General features: G+C 48.0%; 17 protein-coding genes. 9 read left to right on the forward strand and 8 right to left on the reverse strand.

Annotation, left to right across the window (positions count from 1 at the left end; genetic code table 11):
* Positions 1–53: 53 nt before the first annotated feature.
* The 5 genes from porG to RQM65_RS13115 all read left to right on the forward strand — a co-directional run bounded on the left by porG (position 54) and on the right by RQM65_RS13115 (position 6,127).
* The gene (porG, locus tag RQM65_RS13095; RefSeq protein WP_314015645.1) at positions 54–752 is read left to right on the forward strand and encodes a type IX secretion system protein PorG; all 699 of its coding nucleotides are present in this window, start codon (positions 54–56) and stop codon (positions 750–752) included.
* A gap of 212 nt (positions 753–964) precedes the next feature.
* The gene (gene uppS / locus RQM65_RS13100) at positions 965–1,705 is read left to right on the forward strand and encodes an undecaprenyl pyrophosphate synthase (protein WP_314015648.1); all 741 of its coding nucleotides are present in this window, start codon (positions 965–967) and stop codon (positions 1,703–1,705) included.
* Positions 1,706–1,709: 4 nt separating this feature from the next.
* Positions 1,710–4,328, forward strand: a complete 2,619-nt coding sequence (locus tag RQM65_RS13105; RefSeq protein WP_314015650.1) for a BamA/OMP85 family outer membrane protein — start codon at positions 1,710–1,712, stop codon at positions 4,326–4,328.
* A gap of 361 nt (positions 4,329–4,689) precedes the next feature.
* A complete protein-coding gene (locus RQM65_RS13110) occupies positions 4,690–5,517 on the forward strand; it encodes an OmpH/Skp family outer membrane protein (RefSeq protein WP_314015651.1) in 828 nt (275 codons plus the stop codon).
* 100 nt (positions 5,518–5,617) lie between these two features.
* The gene (locus RQM65_RS13115) at positions 5,618–6,127 is read left to right on the forward strand and encodes an OmpH/Skp family outer membrane protein (RefSeq protein WP_314015653.1); all 510 of its coding nucleotides are present in this window, start codon (positions 5,618–5,620) and stop codon (positions 6,125–6,127) included.
* A gap of 71 nt (positions 6,128–6,198) precedes the next feature.
* Here the strand turns inward: RQM65_RS13115 and RQM65_RS13120 are convergent, their stop codons facing one another.
* The 4 genes from RQM65_RS13120 to gcvP form a co-directional block, all read right to left on the reverse strand.
* On the reverse strand, positions 6,199–7,059 hold the full coding sequence (locus tag RQM65_RS13120; RefSeq protein ID WP_314015655.1) for a glycosyltransferase family A protein: 861 nt from the start codon (positions 7,057–7,059) through the stop codon (positions 6,199–6,201).
* Positions 7,060–7,243: 184 nt separating this feature from the next.
* Positions 7,244–7,771, reverse strand: coding sequence for a methyltransferase (locus RQM65_RS13125; protein ID WP_314015657.1), 528 nt, complete (start codon positions 7,769–7,771; stop codon positions 7,244–7,246).
* Position 7,772: 1 nt separating this feature from the next.
* The gene (locus RQM65_RS13130; protein ID WP_314015658.1) at positions 7,773–8,828 is read right to left on the reverse strand and encodes a 3-oxoacyl-ACP synthase III family protein; all 1,056 of its coding nucleotides are present in this window, start codon (positions 8,826–8,828) and stop codon (positions 7,773–7,775) included.
* A gap of 170 nt (positions 8,829–8,998) precedes the next feature.
* Complete coding sequence (gene gcvP / locus RQM65_RS13135; protein WP_314015659.1) at positions 8,999–11,851, reverse strand: aminomethyl-transferring glycine dehydrogenase; 2,853 nt, start codon at positions 11,849–11,851, stop codon at positions 8,999–9,001.
* A 329-nt stretch (positions 11,852–12,180) separates the two neighbouring features.
* Between gcvP and RQM65_RS13140 the strand changes: the two genes are divergently transcribed.
* A complete protein-coding gene (locus RQM65_RS13140; RefSeq protein WP_314015661.1) occupies positions 12,181–12,834 on the forward strand; it encodes a UbiA prenyltransferase family protein in 654 nt (217 codons plus the stop codon).
* An 80-nt stretch (positions 12,835–12,914) separates the two neighbouring features.
* On the opposite strand, the gene RQM65_RS13145 is transcribed toward RQM65_RS13140, so the two are convergent.
* From RQM65_RS13145 to RQM65_RS13160, 4 genes are all read right to left on the reverse strand, one after another.
* Positions 12,915–13,436 carry a 5' nucleotidase, NT5C type gene (locus RQM65_RS13145; RefSeq protein ID WP_314015663.1) on the reverse strand — a complete coding sequence of 174 codons (522 nt, stop codon included), beginning with the start codon at positions 13,434–13,436 and terminating at the stop codon, positions 12,915–12,917.
* A 413-nt stretch (positions 13,437–13,849) separates the two neighbouring features.
* Positions 13,850–15,892 (reverse strand): M3 family metallopeptidase, encoded by a 2,043-nt coding sequence (locus tag RQM65_RS13150; RefSeq protein ID WP_314015665.1) that lies wholly within the window; start codon positions 15,890–15,892, stop codon positions 13,850–13,852.
* Positions 15,893–16,115: 223 nt separating this feature from the next.
* Positions 16,116–16,622, reverse strand: coding sequence for a 5-(carboxyamino)imidazole ribonucleotide mutase (purE, locus tag RQM65_RS13155; protein WP_314015667.1), 507 nt, complete (start codon positions 16,620–16,622; stop codon positions 16,116–16,118).
* Positions 16,623–16,624: 2 nt separating this feature from the next.
* Complete coding sequence (locus RQM65_RS13160; protein WP_432279849.1) at positions 16,625–17,791, reverse strand: 5-(carboxyamino)imidazole ribonucleotide synthase; 1,167 nt, start codon at positions 17,789–17,791, stop codon at positions 16,625–16,627.
* 114 nt (positions 17,792–17,905) lie between these two features.
* Here RQM65_RS13160 and RQM65_RS13165 point away from each other — a divergent pair, with 114 nt between their 5' ends.
* From RQM65_RS13165 to RQM65_RS13175, 3 genes are all read left to right on the forward strand, one after another.
* Positions 17,906–19,012 (forward strand): adenylate kinase, encoded by a 1,107-nt coding sequence (locus tag RQM65_RS13165; RefSeq protein WP_314015671.1) that lies wholly within the window; start codon positions 17,906–17,908, stop codon positions 19,010–19,012.
* Positions 19,013–19,022: 10 nt separating this feature from the next.
* Positions 19,023–20,024 carry a GTPase ObgE gene (obgE, locus tag RQM65_RS13170; RefSeq protein WP_314015673.1) on the forward strand — a complete coding sequence of 334 codons (1,002 nt, stop codon included), beginning with the start codon at positions 19,023–19,025 and terminating at the stop codon, positions 20,022–20,024.
* Between the two features lie 81 nt (positions 20,025–20,105).
* Positions 20,106–20,624 carry a DUF4136 domain-containing protein gene (locus RQM65_RS13175; protein ID WP_314015675.1) on the forward strand — a complete coding sequence of 173 codons (519 nt, stop codon included), beginning with the start codon at positions 20,106–20,108 and terminating at the stop codon, positions 20,622–20,624.
* The last annotated feature ends 88 nt before the right edge of the window (positions 20,625–20,712 follow it).

Consider the following 20,712-nt stretch of genomic DNA (forward strand, 5'->3'; position numbering starts at 1 on the left):
AACAATAAAAAGTGCCAAATCAAGTTTATCAAGAAAGAACACCATCCCTATCTATGAAACGATTTTTTGTCGTACTTCTTTTATTGTCTTTCGGCAATATGGGCGCCCAGACTTATGAAATCGGCGTCTTTGCCGGTGGGGCCAATAATATCGGCGATGTAGGACGTACCAATTATGTGCTGCCTTCGGATATCGCAGTTGGGGGGCTCTTCAAATGGAATATAGCCAAGCGTTACGCATGGCGGGCCAGTATGATCTACGGAAAATTTACGGCCGACGACTCGAAATCGAGCATTCCCTCGCGAAAGCAAAGGGGCCGGGTAATCAACAATTCCATTCTTGAGGCTTCGGCGGGACTCGAATTTAATTTTGTGGAGTACAATCTACACCGGTTGGGCCCTGCTTTTACACCTTACCTATACACCGGGGTGACCTATTTCAGGTATGATTATAACTATTTCGATGCGGGACTCATGATGGACATCGGCCAAAAAGACGGTAGTTTCGCTATCCCCATGACAGTAGGGGCCAAATTGCGACTCAACCAGTTCTTGATCTTGGGGGCTGAAATCGGGGCGCGCTATACTTTTACGGACAACCTTGATGGCAGCAATCCCAAAAAACTGAACGTAAGCCGACAGCTCGGCGACCTACAGTTCGGTAACATTTTTAGCGACGATTGGTATGTTTTTTCCGGAATAACCCTAACTTACACTTTTGGCAGAAAGGCCTGTTGCGATAATTTTCAATAGTTTTTCAATTAGACCGAAATTCCAGAACTAAACGCTAGGCATTTTTTGCTGTTCCGTTAACAGGAAATTGTATTTTTGCAAGCCGAAGACACGAACTAACTCATTTCGGATGCGCAAATTTAAAATTCTTCCAATTCAACAATGCTGCACGACGACACGGATCCGTCTCGCTACCCATGCCTAAACCTTAAATCAATCGTATATCGACTTCAATGAATTCCTTTGCCGACATCGACAAGAAAAACCTCCCCCGACACATCGCCATTATAATGGATGGTAACGGTCGATGGGCCAAAAAGCAGGGCAGACTGCGGGTGTTCGGCCATGAAAACGGGGTTGATACCGTACGGAAGACGGTTGAAAACTGTGTCGAGATCAATATTGAATACCTTACCTTATATACGTTCTCGACCGAAAACTGGAAACGGCCCAAACTGGAGATCGACATCCTGATGAAACTGTTGGTCTCGTCCTTAAAAAAGGAACTTCACACCTTTATGGAAAACAATGTACGCTTGAACGCCATCGGCGATATTAATTCCCTTCCCAAAAAAGCCTATCGGGAGCTCAAAGAGGTAATGGAGAAGACGAAAAACCATACCGGAATGACCCTGACCTTGGCCCTAAGCTATGGGGCGCGAGAGGAAATAAAGAAGGCCGTAAAAGAAATCAGTATCAAAGTTAAAAATAATATAATTTCAACCGATGATATAGACGAAACCATTATAAATACTCATCTTTACACGCACGATTTGCCTGATGTAGATTTGCTTATCCGGACCAGTGGGGAATGTCGGATCAGCAATTTTTTGCTTTGGCAGATCGCTTATGCCGAACTTTATTTTATCGACGTATTTTGGCCCGATTTCAGCGACCTACATTTAGCGGAGGCCATACAAAGTTATCAGAACAGAGAAAGAAGATTTGGAAAAACCAGCGAACAACTCAACTGACGATATGAAGCAGTTCATATCCCTTCAACCTTTATTTACCCTTCTACTACTCTTACTAACCACATTTGCCGTCGCACAAGAACTTTCTTTCGAAGACGGTAAAAAATATATTTTAGGAGGACTTGAGGTAACCGGACTACAGAGCTATAACGAGCAGACGGTGAAGACCTATACCGGCTTACGGGTGGGCCAGCCCATTACCGTTCCCGGGGACGAGATCAGTAGTGTAATCAACAAATTATGGGGCCTTGAGCTTTTCCGCGATATTGACTTCTTCATTACCGATATCGACGGTGACAAAATCTTTCTGGAATTGCACATTACCGAGCGTCCCACCCTATCCGATATCAAGGTCAACGGGGTAAAACCTCGAAAGGTCGATGGTATTCTTGACGATACGGACCTAAAGAAAGGAAAGAAGATTACCGAGAGCCTAATCGCAAATACCAAAAACTATCTCGAAAACAAGTACAAAAAGGAAGGCTATCTGAACGCCAAGGTGGCCATCGCGGTAGCCAACGATACCTCCCAGACCAATGCCCAAAAAATGGTCATCAACGTCAATAAAGGAGACAAGGTCAAGATAAAGAAGATTATTTTCGAGGGGAACGAGCAGCTATCGGACAGCAGGTTGCGCGGCGCGATGAAGAAGACCAAGCAGAAACAGTTCTTTCGATTTTGGAAGAAGTCCAAATTTATTGCGGAAGATTACGAGAACGACAAGCAATTATTGATCGATAGATATGCGGAAAACGGCTACCGGGATGCCCGGATCGTTTCCGATTCCATTATCAAGGTCGATGAAAACAATATCAACCTGAAATTCGATATCGAGGAAGGCGATAAGTATTATTTTGGCGAAATCGACTTTGTGGGCAATACGGTCTATACGGATAGACAGTTGGCCTCGGTGCTTGGCGTAAAAAAGGGGGATACATACAACGGGGTGCTGTTGCGCGAACGTATCGCAGATGACTCGAAACCCGACGCCGAAGACCTTACCAACCTCTATCAGAACAGTGGTTATCTCTTTTCAAGCATCAATCCGGTGGAAGTATCGGCGCAGAACGATACCATCGATTTTGAGATCCGGATCATAGAGGGCAAGGAGACCTTTTTAGACCATGTCGATGTCGTGGGCAACGACCGTACCAACGATCATGTGATCTATCGGGAACTGCGAACCCGGCCCGGACAGAAATACAATAAAAGCGATATCATTAGAACGATCCAGGAGTTGCAGCAACTGGGCTATTTCGATGCGGAGCAGATCAGTCCCGACATTTTAAACCCGAATCCCAATGAGGGTTCCGTGGATCTCAAATGGAACCTTGTGGAATCGGGGTCGAGCCAGATCGAGCTGCAGGGCGGTTATGGTGGTGGTGGCTTTATCGGTACGCTCGGTCTTTCGTTCAATAACTTTTCGATAAAGAATATTTTCAACGGCGAGGCGTATAAACCGGTACCTATGGGCGACGGACAGACCTTTGCGATGCGGGTGCAGGCGAGCCGATCGTTCAGGGTGTACAGCCTGAATTTTGCCGAGCCCTGGTTCGGGGGGAAAAAACCGGTACGGTTCAGTTTGAACTTTTCGCGGACCCAACAGTTCAGGACCGATTTCAGGAATTCCACCAGAAGCAGGCTAAAGGTTATCAAGGATGAAGGTTTTTCTATTACATCCGTCTCCGCCGGCTTGGCCAAGCGCGTGCAGTGGCCCGATGATTATTTTACCGTTTCCCATTCCTTAGGGTATCAGTTGTACGAGTTTAATAACTATAACTTAGGGCTATTTAATATAACCAATGGAACTAGTAACTCCTTAACTTATACCTTGGGTATTTCGAGAAATGCCATTTCGGGCGGTCGTATATTTCCGAGAGGAGGATCTAATTTTGAGGTTACTGCACGCTTGACACCACCCTACTCCCTGTTCAGCAACAAAGATTACGCTTCGCTGCGGGATAGAAACAAAGAACTGGTTCCCATCGTACGGGCACAGGGAGGTCAAAATACGCCTGAAAGAAGGGAGCTTGAAGACATCGACCAACAACGTTTCAAATGGCTGGAATACTACAAGCTGAAGTTCAAGGGAGATTGGTACACTACACTGGTCGGGAGCGGCGACAAGTCGTTGGTGCTTCGCACCAATGCGGAATTCGGTTTTCTGGGAAGCTATAACAACGACGTCGGCGACGTACCCTTTGAGCGATTTTTCGTTGGAGGCGACGGCATGGGCAATTTCACCTTGGATGGTAGGGATATCATCGCCTTGAGGGGTTACAAAAATCAGTCATTGACCCCCGTTGACCCATTGACCCGACAGCAAGAGGGCGGGCTGGTATATAACAAATATTCATTGGAACTTCGATATCCATTGACCCTGAAGCCTTCCGCCTCGATATACGGACTAACTTTTTTGGAAGCGGGGAACGCTTTCCGCAATTTTCAGGAATTTAATCCGTTTGACTTAAAAAGGTCTGCCGGGGTGGGGCTGCGCATTTTTATGCCGGCGTTCGGACTGTTGGGTATCGATTTTGGCTACGGCTTCGATCCCGACAATACGGGACAGGAAACCAGTCCGCACGGCTGGGAGACCCATTTTATTATCGGACAACAGTTTTAAAAATCTAGAAAAGAGAATATAGAGAAAAGAATATAGACACAACTGCCATGATTGCGTTTTTATTGATTTCGAAAATCATGTCTTTTTGGGAACGCGATACGACGACTAGGGCTGAAAAGGCGCCGCGAAAGTTTAAATACGCGACGGGAACCTAAAGCTCGAATGTTAAGGCTAGTCCTTTTTCGGTTGCGGGTACTTCTTTTTTAGCGAGTCATATATGTAGAGGCAAGGAAGAGCGTAACGCCAGTATACCACGTAATAATCTTGTTTTACATCCATATCTTTTTTCTCTTTTCTCTGCTCTTTTTTCTTTTTTCAACTTTTGGCACGATATTTTCTATAAGGGTTAAACGACTTAACAATGAAACCAAAAGCGAACGTTCTTTTAGTACTGACAATCGTCCTTTTTTCGACCTGTTATACCTTTGCCCAACGAGGAGTGCGTATTGGCTACGTCGATATGGAATATATTCTCGAAAATGTGGAGGAGTACCGTGAGGCCACCGAACAGCTGGCGGATAAGGTGCAGAAGTGGAAAATTGAGATCGAACAAAGGCAGAGCGCGGTCGAGCAGATGAAAAATGACCTAAGTGCCGAACGCGTGCTCCTTACCGATGAGCTGATAGCCGAACGGGAAGAGGAGATACAGATCATGGAAAAGGAGATGATCCAATATCAGCAAGACCGCTTCGGTCCCGAAGGTGACCTAGTTTTACAAAAGCGGCGATTGATTCAACCGATCCAAGACCAAGTGTTCAACGAGGTACAAAAGATTGGGGCCAATAAAAAATATGATTTTATTTTTGATAAATCTGCGGATGTCGTAATGTTGTACTCCGAAAACCGCTGGGATATCAGTGATTTGGTTTTACGGGGCATTGCACGGACAAGAAAGGTGAGTGCACCGAAAAAAAAGGCGGATCGCCGGAACTCCCTTCAAGATTTCGAGGAAGAAGAAGCGCTGACGGAAGAGGTCAGTGAGGCCATTAAGGAGCGACAGCAGCAGGCCGAGCAAGCCCAAGAAACACGAAAAAGGACTGCGGACGAAAGAAGGGCCGAACAGGTGAAATTGCGGGAAGAACGTAAAAAGGCCTACGAGGCAAGAAGAAAAAAGCTTTTGGAAGAACGCGAAGCAAAAAGACAGGAGAGGTTGGAAGAACGTCAGCAAGAGAAAGATTCCGTTGAGTAAACAAGATGCACTTCTCTTAATAACTAACCATAAATTATAACTAACCATAAACTCAATAATTAACAAACCCGACACTCAAATCATTAAAATTAACACTCAAATGAAACATTTAAAAAAGATTACAGTAGCCTTAGTACTATTTGTTGCCGCGACTGGTTTTATTAATGCACAAAGCAAAATCGCACATATCGATGTAACACAACTGCTTAGCGCCATGCCCGAAATGAAGTCTGCAGAGGCGGAACTGAAGAAGTTATCGGAAACCTATAACGCCGATATCGAGAGTTCGATGACCGAGCTAAAGAACAAGTACACCCTGTACGAAAACGAAGCGGCATCGAAAACACCCGAGGAAAACCAGAAGAGGGCCGAAGAACTTCAAGGGGCACAAAAGACAATAGGAGAGGCCCAGCAGACCGCCCAAAGGGAGCTGCAGAAGAAACAACAAGAGCTGTTCGCCCCCATTTCCGATAAGGCCAAAGCGGCCATTGAAAGAGTGGCGAACGAACAGGGGTACGATTATGTGATCGACGCCCAGGCCGGTGGCGGTCTTATCGTAGCCAACGGAAAAGATTTGTTGGCCGATGTGAAGAAGGAGTTGGGAATTTAGGATCTACCCATCTAAAGCTTGTAAAGACGTCCGCTGCGAAGCGGACGTCTTTATTTGGTGCAATGGCGATTCTAGCGTTCCTTCAAAAGTTTACGGCGTATGTTGTCCCATCTCAATTTTCGGATATAAGCTCCCTCTTTTTCGTTGACCAAAAAAGGGGCTTTCTCCCTGTGTGCTTCGAGATAGCCTTGTATATTGTCTAAAAACGCCTTGAGGTTGCGTTGCTTCATTGCCATTTTTAGGGAAGCGATGGCCGTGATGGAAATTCCGTATCGCATGCAGAACATGGCCTTGCCCTGCAATAGTTTTGCATTTTGGTCATAGGCATTTCCCGTGGGCCTCAGATGTTTTACATGTAGGTTGCTGTCGGTAAATATCCCGAAATTATGATATCGGGCCAGGAGCTCGTCAACGGTATCCCAGCCCATGGCATTACGGAGTCCTCCAATCGCTTTGAAACAGGCTTTGGAATAGGCCTTAAAGGCACCCCTCACATGGTCTTCGTTCATGGGGTGGTGGAGCTCCCATTGTCCGTTTTCATTCTTTTCATAGATGAAACCTCCGGCAATCCCCGCATTGGGATGACCCCTGAAGATATGGGCGATTTTCTCAAAGTATTTATCGGGCAAGATGAGGTCCGCATCCAACTTTACCAAAAAATCGTAGTCGTCGTCAAGGAGCACCAATCCCTTCCGGAAAGCTTCTATGACCTTGCTTCCGGGCATATGGACTTCCGAGGAGACGCTGTTGAGCTTTTCGAAAATGGGACTCAGGGTCAAAAAAGTGTCGATGACCGCTTCGGTCCCATCTGTAGAATTGTCGTTGACCACCACTACCTTCTGCGGTTGCAAGGTCTGCCGCAAAATAGAGTTCAGCGTATCGGCCAAATAAGCTTCTTCGTTGTGGGCGGGGATTATTACGTAATACTTCATTTAAATAGCAAAATTCTGGGCTTGTGCAAAGGGCCGAAGGTCAAGAACCGGGAGCCAAGAGACAAGACTAGTTCTAAATGCCCAATTTATTCTGTGTTTATCCTATCCTGCCTGCTGCGATGACACTCAAACAAACTTCCCGAACACCTCATAACCGCTCAAGCCCACTCATAAACCTATAAACTCATAAACTCCCTTTTTCCGCATATACCAAATAATACCGCGGGGTAAGACTTCGCAGCAACGGCCGCACCCCGATTTTTCCAACGGGATTTGTGAATTTCTCCCGATCCTTGATCTCCCAACCGGATTTTTCGAGCAGCCAGTCGAACTGCCAGTCCTCGAACTCGTGATAGTGCCGGTCCCAAACATCGGTTTTACTCCGATAGGCGGGAGAAAACCAGAGTTTAAGGGGAATGCTGGCCACGAGTTTATCGGCCTTGATTTCCCGTAAGACATTGAAAGGGGACACTAAATGTTCGAAAATTTCAAAGGCGGTGACCACCTCGGCGGATGATTTCTGTACAGAAGTGTAATCCACATCTAAATCTTCTCCTTTAGTGTTCTCAACGGTATAGCCCTGCTCCACCATGATCTTTGAAAAAGGATTCTCGACCCCCAGATCTAAAATAGCTTCTTTGGTAGAAATGTGTTTTTGCAGGAACGACAGGGTGCGTTGAAAACGTTTGTCCGGATAGGTGTTCTCGTACATTTTAAATACTATAGACCATGGCGTTGACGTTCATGCCCGCGCCTACGCTGGCAAAGATAACAACATCTCCCTTTTTTACCCGTTGATCTTTGAGTTTTCCGTTGCGCACCATATCGAACAAGGTGGGAATGGTCGCCACGGAACTATTGCCCAATTTGCCGATGCTCATGGGCATAATTCCAGATGGCACTTCCTTTTTATACAGCCCGTAAAATCGCTTTACGATGGCCTCGTCCATCTTCTCGTTGGCCTGATGGATGAAAATTTTCTTTACGGAACCGATATCGACGCCGCTTTTTTCCAAACAGAGTGCCATCGCTTTGGGAACATAGGTAATTGCGAATTCATAAATTTTTCGCCCGTACATTTTAATGTACTTGGTGGTGTCTTTTGTTTCCCTATAGGATTTTCCATAGAACAAAAAATAAGCCTCTTCGTAGGTGTAGGAGGCACTTTCATGGGCTAGAACTGATCCCGCACCTTCTTTGGCCTCGATGACCGTTGCACCTGCACCGTCGGAATAGATCATGGAATCGCGGTCGTAGGGGTCAACGATACGGGACAGGGTTTCTGCACCGATCACCAAGCATTTTTTGGCGATCCCGCTTTTGATGAACGCATGGGACTGAATCGAGCCTTCGATCCATCCGGGGCAACCGAAGAGCAGATCGTAGGCCACACATTTCGGATTTTTGATACGCAATTGATGCTTGACCCGGGTAGCTAGACTAGGTACGGTGTCACTTTGGGATTGTCCGTGGCCGACATCCCCGAAATTATGGGCGAAAATAATATAGTCAAGCTGCTCTTTATCGATACCCGCATCGGCAATGGCTTTTTCTGCGGCCAAATAAGCGATATCCGATGCGTTCAGCGTGTTGTCCACATAGCGTCTTTCTTCGATTCCGGTGATCGCACGGAATTTCTCGATAATACGGGAATTGTCCTGTTTGAACGGTGAGCCGTCCGAATTCAGGAATTCAGAGGTTTCAAAATTTTGGTTGGCAACAACCAAAGGAGGTATATAGCTTCCTGTTCCTGTGATTCCGATTGTCATAATGGGTGGGTAATTCGGTTTGTCGGATACAAGATAGTTCAAAGTCGATCGAGTTGTTTGCCCACATCTCTTTTTATACGATAGTCAGGGATTCGTGCGTGCGGCCTAAACCTATTGAAAAAGCCTTCCCGAAATTCCGGGAAGGCTTGTAGTCATTGATCGTGAACGCTTTATTCCGCTTCGGCGTAGGCTTCGATAGGGTCGCAAGTGCACATTAAATTACGGTCTCCATATGCATCATCGACCCGGCGTACCGCTGGCCAAAATTTGTTCTCGGAAAGGTAGGGAAGGGGGAAAGCCGCTTTTTGCCGGCTATATGGAAAATCCCAAGTGTCGCTGGTCAACATTTCCAAGGTATGCGGCGCATTTTTCAGAACATTGTCCGTATCGTCTGACGATGCCCTATCGATTTCTTCCCGAATGGAAAGCATAGCTTCGCAAAACCGATCAAGCTCGGCGAGGCTTTCGCTTTCGGTAGGCTCGATCATAATCGTTCCCGCAACGGGAAAGGAAACTGTTGGGGCGTGAAAGCCATAATCCATCAAACGTTTGGCGATATCGGAGACCTCGATGCCTTGTTTCTTGAACGGTCTACAGTCGATAATCATTTCGTGGGCGGCCCGTCCCCTTTCGCCGGTGTACAGGACGTCGAATTTTCCGCTCAGCCGATTTTTGATATAATTGGCGTTCAGGATGGCAATTTCGGTGGAACGTCGCAGCCCCGACCCTCCCAACATTTTTATATATCCATAGGAAATCAGGCAGACCAACGAACTGCCCCACGGGGCCGCGGAGATGGCACCGATTCCCTTTTCGCCCCCGGTCTCGATGATCGGGTTGCCCGGTAAAAAAGGTACCAACTGTTCGGCAACGCAAATGGGTCCCACTCCGGGTCCCCCGCCCCCGTGGGGAATGGCAAACGTCTTGTGCAGGTTGAGGTGGCAAACATCGGCCCCGATCTTGCCCGGATGGGTCAGCCCTACCTGGGCGTTCATATTGGCCCCGTCCATATATACCTGCCCCCCATGATCGTGGATCAGCTGGGTAATATGCATAATCGATGACTCGAAGACTCCGTGGGTAGAGGGGTAGGTCACCATCAAAGCCGCGAGATTTTCGGAATGTTTAGCCACTTTATCCTCAAGGTCGGCAACATCGATATTCCCCTTTTCATCGGTTTTGGTCACCACCACCTTCATCCCGGCCATAACGGCGGATGCGGGATTGGTGCCATGGGCCGAAGCCGGGATAATGCAGATGTTTCGGTGTGCCTCGCCGCGGGACTCGTGATAGGCGCGAATGACCATAAGGCCGGCATATTCGCCCTGCGCCCCCGAATTGGGCTGCAACGACGTGGCCGCGAATCCGGTTATGGTGGTCAGGTCTTTAGCCAGTTCCTTTAAGACGATTTGATAGCCTTTCGCCTGTTCGACGGGCACGAAGGGATGAATGTTTCCCCAGCGCGCCATGCTCAAGGCGAACATCTCGGAGGCGGCGTTCAATTTCATGGTGCAGCTTCCCAAGGCGATCATGGAGTGGTTGAGGGACAAATCCCTGCGTTCCAGTTTTTTGATATAGCGCATGAGTTCGGTCTCCGAATGATAGGCATTGAAAACCTTGTTCTGTAGAAAATCCGATTCGCGCCGTATGCTCTCCATGATGGCAGTGTCTTGCAGTAGCGCATCTATGTGAGCGGAATCTTTCCCGAGGGCTTCCGAAAAAACGGAAACGATCTGGTTGAGGTCCTTGACCGAAGTGGCCTCGTTGACCGCGATGGAAGCTGTGTCTTCGTCCACGTACAGAAAATTAACTTCATGTTTTTCGGCGATGGGCCGCAGGGCATTGGAATCGATCTTGACCGTTATGGTGTCGAAATAAGAGGTGTTGACTTGATACAAGCCTAGCTTTTCGAGGGCATCGGTCAACGTGACCGCGGTCGAATGTACCTTTTTGGCGATATATTTGAGTCCCTCTGGGCCGTGGAAAACGGCGTACATTCCCGCCATGACCGCCAAAAGCACCTGTGCCGTACAGATATTCGAAGTGGCCTTGTCGCGTTTGATGTGTTGTTCCCGGGTCTGTAGGGCCATCCGCATGGCGGGTTTCCCATCTACGTCTTTGGTGACCCCGATAATCCGGCCAGGGATGTTTCTTTTATAGGCTTCCCTAGTGGCAAAAAAGGCAGCATGCGGCCCCCCGTAACCTAGGGGGATTCCGAAACGTTGGGTAGTTCCGACGACTACATCGACGCCCCATTCTCCCGGGGGCGTCAGCAATACAAGGCTGAGAATATCCGCGGCCACTGCGGTTTTAATATCGTTTTCCTTGGCCTTGGCGACGAAATCCCCGTAATCGTGTATCTGTCCGTGTTTGCCGGGATATTGCAGCAGGGCACCGAAGAAATCGCTTCCGAATTCGAAATCCCCATGTTTGCCGACCACCAGTTCGATGCCCAGCGGGGCGGATCTTGTTTTTAAAAGAGATAAGGTCTGGGGTAGAATTTCATCGGAAACGAAGAATTTCAATACTTTGTTTTTCTTTTGCTCCCGGCTACGCACGTCGAAGAGCATAGTCATCGCCTCGGCCGCCGCGGTACTCTCGTCCAACAAAGAGGCGTTGGCGAGTTCCATCCCGGTAAGGTCCGACACCACGGTCTGAAAATTGAGGAGGGCCTCCAACCTGCCTTGGGCGATCTCGGCCTGATAGGGCGTGTAGGCCGTGTACCAGCCCGGGTTCTCCAGAATATTCCTTTTAATGACCGAGGGGGTCAGGCTCTCATGATAGCCGAGACCGATGTACGAACGGAATAACTGGTTCTTTTCGGAAAGCTCTTGCATGTGCGCCAAAAATTTATGTTCGCTCATCGGAGCCTCCAGCCCCAAGTTTTCTTTTAGGCGGATTCCCTCTGGCAGGGTCTCATAGATCAACTGGTCCAAACTCTCCGTGCCGATAGTTTCGAGCATATGTTCGAGGTCGTCGTCGGTGATGCCGATATGGCGCTTCGCAAATACATCTGTTCTCATAGAATGGGCTTAAAAAGGAACTGCAAAATTACGGATTTATACCCTGATAACGGACAGATTAGCGAGCTAACGAAGGAAAGTTTTTAACCGAAATCAATACTTATACTCATGCTACTTGAAAAACCGAGAACAATACTTATCAACGGTATCGCTACATTTGTTCAATGCAGGTGCTACGCCGATGTTTTGAATTTTATTTGGATGCCAGTATCCACGTTGCGCTTTCCGTTTTAGCGTTGGTCCACGTCACTTGCATGAGCTTGAACATTGCGTTTGATGACCATCTGGGTCGGTTTCTGTTTTTTGGTTCGATCGTTTGCTATAATTTCATGAAATACGGGATCGAGGCGAAAAAGTACGTGGTGGTGAACTATCGTCATCTAACCCTGATACAGGCAATAAGCTTAGCGGCCTTGGGGTTTGCAATTTACCAGAGCTACTTTTTAAGCCTTTCGGTCTATATCGGCATTGGGGTGCTGGTCGTGTTGACAGCGCTATACGCGATTCCCGTGCTGCCGCATACTAAAAACCTACGTAGTTTAGGGGGATTGAAAATTTTTGTGGTGGCCTTGGTATGGGCGGGGTCGACCGTAGTTCTTCCTGTACTCGCCGCGGATGTTTCCATTTCTTGGGATGTTCAGATGGAAACCGTACAGCGTTTTCTGCTGGTATTGATTTTGCTGGTGCCTTTTGAGATCCGTGATCTGGCTTACGACAGTCCCGAATTGCACACCCTACCTCAACGCTTCGGGGTAAAGGGGACGAAGATTATCGCGGCCTGTGCCATCGCCCCCTTTTTTTTGCTAACGCTCCTAAAGGATGCGGCCCATCCGGCGGAACTGTGGGTCAACGCGGTGCTGTGTTTGCTTTTAGGGGTGTTGATCTTATCGACTAGAATAAGCCGGAACCGGTATTTTGCCTCGTTTTGGGTAGAGGCTGTTCCAATTTTATGGTGGGCCTTGCTTTTTTTATCGGAATCCTAAACCGATCGATTAGGTTTCCGCGGCCCGAATCTCGAGCTAAATTCACTCAAGAACTTTTTGGACGGACTTACTGGTGCATTTCACAATAACTTCTCGGCCACTTCCTGCCAATTGTCAACACGTTCGAAACCTGTAGTGTGGATGTTGTGGGGGGACGTAAATTGTAGCGACCTGCCCTGGAATTCCGCAAGATTGTAGCTTCGGTCATCGATTAGGATATCTCCCCTTAAAATGTGCTTGTTGCCACATAGGATGCGCCGTTGCCAAGGGATAAAGGGAAAATGCTCATCGAGCCATTCGGATTTTTCCTCCAGGGAATTGGGAAACTGCATCGCGGCCGAAGCGATATAGACCTCATACTTGTCGTTCAGGGCCTTCATTACAGAACGACTATCGGCAATGGGGTTCAGGTCGCGAAAGAAGCCACGGTTTCGGGCATGGTTGCGTACGCTGGTCTGCCTGTTTTCCGGCACGGTATGCCAGACTTCCTTGCCCATACAGGCCTCAAGGGTAAGACATTCTTCGTAATCCCGATTGTAAATTTCAACATGTGCGCCGTAGGTGTCCGCCATTACCTCATCCATATCAACAAAAAGAACCATAAATATTGTTTTGTGCGAAGATCGTGAAAATGAAGATAAAGAGAAAAGTATTCGACAAACTTAGCTACCTGTTAACCTTTATAAAGAAGTTATCGAAGGGGCCGAATGACTCGATTGTCCGTTTGGAAACCTAAACCCGACGTAGGGCTATGAGACTTAAGATGAAGGACTAAATATCTTGAAATAACCGTCCGTTTTAAAACGCTCTTACGTCCTAATACCTGCTGGCCTTAGTCTTATGACAAAGGGATGAATGGCGGACAAGCATTCTAAATAAAAAAGAGGGCGTCCCCACGCCCTCTTTTCGTTGTTAAAAAAAATTACTTTGATATAACCTTTTTAACCTACTTATGAACTACAAATGTAAGATAATTAATATACACGTTAATAGTCCTTTTCGTAAAAATTTTAACTCATTTGGAAGAAACCATGTCAGTTTTCTTTAACAACCCTGCGCGTTCGAGCAGTGCCTCCACCTTGGGTTCAGCGCCCCGGAAACGTTTGTAGAGTAACATGGGATTTTCGGTGCCACCTTGCGATAAAACGTTGTCCTTGAATTTAGTTGCGACTTCTTTGTTGAAAATTCCTTCTTCCTTAAAATAGGCGAAGGCATCGGCATCGAGTACTTCCGCCCACTTGTAACTGTAGTATCCGGAGGAATATCCACCCTGGAAAATATGGGCAAAAGCGGTACTCATACAGGTCTCGGGCGTTTCGGGGTATAGTCTGGTGCCTTTAAAGGCCTGTACTTCGTGAGTCTTTACATCGGAGATGTCCGTGGGGTCGATACCGTGCCAAGCCATATCCAGAAGCCCGAAACTCAATTGGCGCAGGGTCTGCATGCCTTCCTGAAAAGTGGCCGAATCCTTAATCTTTTCGATCAGTTCCATGGGGATGGGGTCGCCCGTCTCGTAATGGGTGGCGAAGAGCTCCAGGGCCTCTTTCTCATAACACCAGTTTTCCATCACCTGACTGGGCAGTTCCACAAAGTCCCAATAGACCGAGGTCCCCGATAAGCTAGGATACACCGTGTTGGCCAGCATTCCATGTAGTCCGTGTCCGAATTCGTGAAAGAGCGTGGTCACCTCGTTAAAGGTCAAGAGCGAAGGTTTTGTCGAGGTACTACGGGTAAAGTTACAGACGTTGGATACGTGGGGCCGTACGTTCTCGCCGTTTCGTATATACTGAGGTCTATAAGTGGTCATCCAGGCCCCGCCGCGTTTGCCCTCTCGGGGGTGGAAATCCGCATAAAACAGGCAAATAAAATTATTCGCTTGGTCATAAACCCGATAGGTCTTGACCTCTTCGTGATATTTGTCGATGTCGAACACCTCCTCGAAACGGAGTCCGAATAATAATTCGGACACTTTAAAGACCCCGGCGATGACATTTTCAAGCTTAAAATAGGGTTTCAATTTTTCGTCATCGAGGTCGAACAGTTTTTGTTTCAGTTTCTCGGAATAGTAACTGCCGTCCCATTTTTCCAACCGGTCGATCCCATCGAGCTCGTTAGCGAACTCTTCGAGCTGTTTGAACTCCCGTTCCGCGGCAGGCTTGGCCTTTTCCAACAGTTCTTGGAGAAACTCCCGGACCTTTTCGGGGGTTTCGGCCATCCGTTCCTCCAATACAAAATCGGCATGGGTCTTATAGCCCAAGAGGTTAGCTCTTTCGTAGCGCAGCTTCGCGATTTTGAGGACGTTCTTTTGATTATCGAGTTCGTCGCCGTGAAATCCTTTGCTGCCGAAAGCCAGGGAAAGCTCTTTCCGTAGTTCGCGGTTCTCCGCATATTTCATAAAGGGGATGTAGCTAGGGTAATTCAAGGTTACTAGCCATCCTTCTTTTTCCCTTGCTTCGGCCAACTGGGCGGCCGCTTCCTTTTCGCCTTCGGGCAGACCCTCTACATCGGACTCGTCCGTCAGATGCAGTTCGTATTTATTGGTTTCCGCCAGAACGTTTTCCCCGAAGGTCAATTTAAGTTTGGAAAGTTCCGCATCGATTTCCCGTAGGCGTTTTTTCTTGTCCTCGGGCAGGTTGGCACCGTTACGGCTAAAACTCTTGTATTTTTTATCAAGCAGCATGATTTGCTCGGGGGACAGGTCCAACTCATCTTTTTCGTCGTAAACGGATTTTACCTTTTTGAAGAGTTCCGTGTTCAGTGTAATGTCGTTACCGAATTCGGAAAGAAGGGGAGATACTTCCTGCGCGATTTTTTGGATGTGTTCGTTCGTTTCGGCGGAATTCAGGTTAAAGAACACGCTGGAGATGCGGTCGAGCTGTCGGCCCGAAAACTCCAAGGCCTCGATGGTATTTTCGAAGGTCGGGTTCTCGGGATTCTCGGTAATGGCGTCGATTTCCGCCCGGGCCTCGTCAATGGCCCGAAGAAAAGCAGGCTTGAAGTGCTCGTCTTTTATTTTTGAAAATGGGGCGGTGTCGAAAGGTTCTAATAAGGGATTCATGGGCAAACGTTTAGGTTATCGAGTTTAGGACAAAAGACGTAAAGAATAATGAATAAGGACGAAAGGAGCAAGGACTAAAGAAATAAAGAATAAGAGTAAAGCGTGGTACGTTTTGAGTTTATTGGTTTTGGGCAAAACTAGGCTGGCGATATTTCAAGAATATTGACCTTGTTATTCACGACCGACAACCGACAACCGACAACCGACAACCGACGACCAACAACTATTTACTGTTCATTGTACTGCCACTGCCCACGATTTTCGCTCCCTCAACAACTTTTTCTTTCAAACGTTCCTTGTAGGTCATAATCCTATCCCGGACGGTGGTATCTGCAGCCCCGATGATCTGTGCGGCCAGGATACCGGCATTTTTGGCGCCGTTCAAGGCTACGGTGGCCACGGGGACGCCCCCAGGCATTTGCAAAATGGACAATACGGAATCCCATCCGTCGATGGAGTTGCTGCTTTTTACCGGCACGCCGATGACGGGCAATGGGGTCAACGAGGCGACCATGCCCGGTAGATGCGCCGCGCCGCCGGCCCCGGCAATGATGGCCGCATACCCGTTCTTGTGTGCGTTCTTACCGAACTCGAACAGTTTTTCGGGCGTCCGGTGGGCGGAGACGATATCGACCTCGGTTTCAATACCGAATTCCTTTAAGATGTCAATGGCATCCTGCATGACGGGCATGTCACTGGTACTGCCCATTACTATGGCTATTTTGGTCATAACTATTTGCTTATTACTTTGATCGTCTCTTTCACTTGCTGCGCTATCCTCCGGGCTTCGGTAATCGCCTCGTTAACTATCGTCACGTGTCCCATTTTCCGGAAGGGGCGGGTCTGTTTTTTGCCGTAGATATGGGGGGTAACGCCTCCAAGTCGTAGAATTTCCTCCATGTTCTCGTAGACCACGTCTCCGGTATGGCCCTCTGCGCCGACGAGGTTGACCATAATGCCGGCGACCTTGCTCCGCGTATCGCCCAAGGGGAGGTCGAGAATGGCCCGGATATGCTGTTCGAACTGGTTGGTATAGCTGGCCTCGATACTATAATGGCCGCTGTTATGAGGGCGTGGTGCCACCTCGTTGACCAGAATCCTATCGTCTTGGGTCTGGAACAGCTCTACGGCGAGCAAACCTACATGTTGCAAGGCGTCGGATGCCCTTAAAGCGGTTTCCTGTGCCTTTTGGGCCACTTTAGTGTCGATACGGGCGGGGCAGATGACATATTCTACCTGATTGGCTTCGGGATGGAACTCCATTTCGACCACAGGATAGCACTTTACCTCGCCGCTGACGCTTCTCGCTACGATAACGGAGAGTTCGTTCTTAAAATCAACAAGCTCTTCCGTGATACATTCCCCCTCGGGCAGTCCGTTTAGGTCCTCCAGTTTCCGCACCACGTTCACGCCCTGTCCGTCATAGCCAAATCGAGCAGCTTTCCACACAAAGGGAAATTTCATCCCCCCATTGCTAATGCTATCCTCAATTTCGCTTTTATAGGCAAAACGCTGGAAGTCGGCCGTTGGTATTCCCTTATCTACGTAGAACAATTTTTGTTTTGCCTTGTTCTGAATGATGCGAAGGGCTTTTGTCGGCGGATAGATTTTCATGCCTTCCCTTTCCAGTTTTTCCAAGGCATCGACGTTGACGTTCTCGATTTCAATAGTGAGCACATCGACCTTTTGTCCCAAGTTGTAAACAGCATCGAAATCCATCAGGTCCCCCAAGACGAACTCGTTACAGGCAATCTTGCAGGGGGCATCCTCCGAGGCATCCATAACAATGGTATGGATGTCGAATTTTCGGGTTTCGTAGAGCAGCATCTTGCCCAATTGTCCACCTCCTAAAATCCCCAGCTTGAAATTCGAGGAAAAATAATTTTTTGGATTTGCCATGGCCATAGCTTCTTTAATGAGCGTAAAAATACGGCGAATTCCCAAAACCTGACCTGCCTTATCCGAAAAGCGGAATCAAAATACTATATTTGGCTCTTTACCTAAACACGCCAAGTGATTCAGCTCCACGATAAATATTTTAAGCCTTTTTTGAGCGAGGGACAAATACAGGCCGCGGTGAAGGAGGTCTCGCGTAAAGTTGCCGCCGATTATGGAGAACAGACCCCGATTTTTGTCGGAGTGCTCAACGGATCGTTTATGTTCGTTTCCGATTTTCTAAAGGCCTACCCGCATCCGTGCGAAGTGTCGTTCGTAAAACTGAGCTCCTATCACGGTCTGACATCTACAGGCATTGTCGAGACGTTACTTGACGTTTCCGAAAATATAGAGGGGAGAAGCGTGATTATTTTAGAGGATATTATCGACACCGGCCGCACCTTGAAAAAGCTGGTCCACCTTTTTTCGAAATCCAACGTAAAGGAATTTAAGATTGCCAGTCTTTTCTACAAATCGGAAATCTACAACGGGGAATATGCCATCGATTATTGGGGCATAGAGATACCCGATAAGTTCATTGTAGGCTATGGGTTGGATTACAAGGAACTGGGCCGCAACTTAAAGGAAGTATACCAATTAAATCAAAAACATATGATCAATCTCGTGCTATTCGGGAAACCCGGTGCCGGTAAAGGTACGCAAGCCGAATTTTTGAAGGAAGAATACAATCTCAAACATATTTCTACGGGCGACCTGTTCCGTTACAACATTAAAAACGACACCGAACTCGGTAAGCTGGCCAAATCCTATATGGACGATGGCAATCTGGTGCCCGATGAGGTGACCATTAGAATGTTGGAGGAGGCTGTGAATAGCAATCCCGATGCCAGTGGATTTATTTTCGATGGATTTCCCCGAACAACGGCACAGGCAGCTGCCCTGGATGAATTTTTAGTGTCAAAGGGAATGAAAATCGATGCCACGATCGCTTTGGAAGCCCATGACAAAGCTTTGACGGAAAGGCTGCTGGAACGCGGAAAGGTGAGCGGTCGTACCGACGATCAAGACGAGGCCAAAATCCGGAACCGGTTCGCCGAATACAATGAGAAAACGGCCCCGCTCAGGGAGTATTACGAAGCTCAGGGAAAATTCCACAGCGTGAACGGTATCGGAGAAATCGATGCAGTCACGCACCGGTTGAGAAAGGTTATCGAAGAATTATAAACTAGCCCGAATGACCGAAGGTAATTTTGTAGACTACGTTAAAATACACGCCGAATCGGGCAACGGGGGCAAGGGTTCCGCGCATTTGCACCGGGAAAAATATATTGTCAAGGGAGGGCCCGATGGCGGTGATGGCGGACGCGGGGGCCATGTCATCGTTCGTGGCAACGAAAATTTGTGGACCTTGGTCGGTTTCAAATTTAAGAAACACTTTAAGGCGGGCCACGGGGAGCACGGCAGCAAACAACGCAGTACAGGTGCAGATGGTAAGGATGTTTATTTGGAAGTGCCTCTTGGCACGGTCGTCAAGGACCCCGATAGTGGCAAATCCCTTTTTGAGATAACGGAGCACGACGAAGAAAAAATACTGGTGGAAGGTGGTATGGGCGGGCGCGGCAACTGGCACTTCAAGAGTAGTACGAACCAGACCCCCCGATATGCCCAACCGGGAATCAAAGGTCAGGAAATCGATGTAATCCTGGAACTGAAGGTGCTTGCCGATGTGGGACTGGTAGGCTTCCCGAACGCAGGAAAGTCCACCCTACTCTCCGTAATTACTTCTGCAAAACCGAAAATAGCGGATTACGAGTTTACGACCTTAAAGCCCAATCTGGGCATTGTAAAGTATCGGGATTTCCAAAGCTTCGTCATGGCCGATATCCCCGGGATAATCGAGGGAGCGGCCGAAGGAAAGGGCTTGGGGCACTATTTTCTGCGCCATATCGAGCGCAATGCCACCCTTTTGTTCCTGATTCCCGCCGATAGTGATGACATCGCCAGGGAATATCAAATCTTGTTGGACGAACTGCGTAGATACAATCCCGAACTGATCGATAAAGACCGCTTGGTAGCCATTTCGAAAAGCGATATGCTCGACGAGGAGCTGATGGGCGAAATGCGTACGGAATTGGAGAAAGATTTGCAAGATGTACCCTTTATGTTTATCTCTTCCGTGGCGCAACAGGGCATTGTGGAGCTGAAAGATCGACTTTGGGCGATGTTAAATAACTGACAGGTACGGCGGGGAGCGGCGAAGTGACTTTTGCGGGCCCTCACACACCCTTTTTTCCGTAATTTTGATAAAAACGATATCATGAAAGGGAAACTATTCTTGTTCGCTGTTGGCTTATTGTGCTCCTGCAACGCGGTAAAGGTCAATTACGATTACGATAGGGCGGTCGATTTTTCCAATTATACTACCTATAACTATTATCCGGACCTGCACACCGGATTGAGTGAGCTGGATACCAAGCGCCTGCTCGACGCGGTGGATGCCGAAATGCAGGCTAAGGGCATTAAACTGACCGAGGAACCGGACTTCTTCATAAATATTGAGAGCAATTCCTACCAACAGCCGAAAAACAGTTCCGTCGGGGTCGGTCTCGGAGGAACCGGACGGCAAGTCGGAGGCGGGGTTTCCGTAGGGATTCCGGTAGGTAGGCCGGATGTGCAACGGCAGATCCGATTCGATTTCGTCGATAACGAAAAAGACGAGCTGTTCTGGCAGGCCGAAAGCCAAAGCACTTTTAAGGAAAACAGTACCCCGCAGGAACGTGAGGAAATGCTAAAGGCCGTCGCGAAGAAGGTGCTCGAAAAATACCCGCCTGAATAGTTGGGATGAAGCATAGCCACACATTCTGCGAAAAAACCAGGTTTCTTTAGGGATGGTTCGCCCAATTTTAACCAATTCATAACCTCAG

This window comes from Pricia mediterranea, assembly GCF_032248455.1.
GTDB lineage: Bacteria > Bacteroidota > Bacteroidia > Flavobacteriales > Flavobacteriaceae > Pricia > Pricia mediterranea.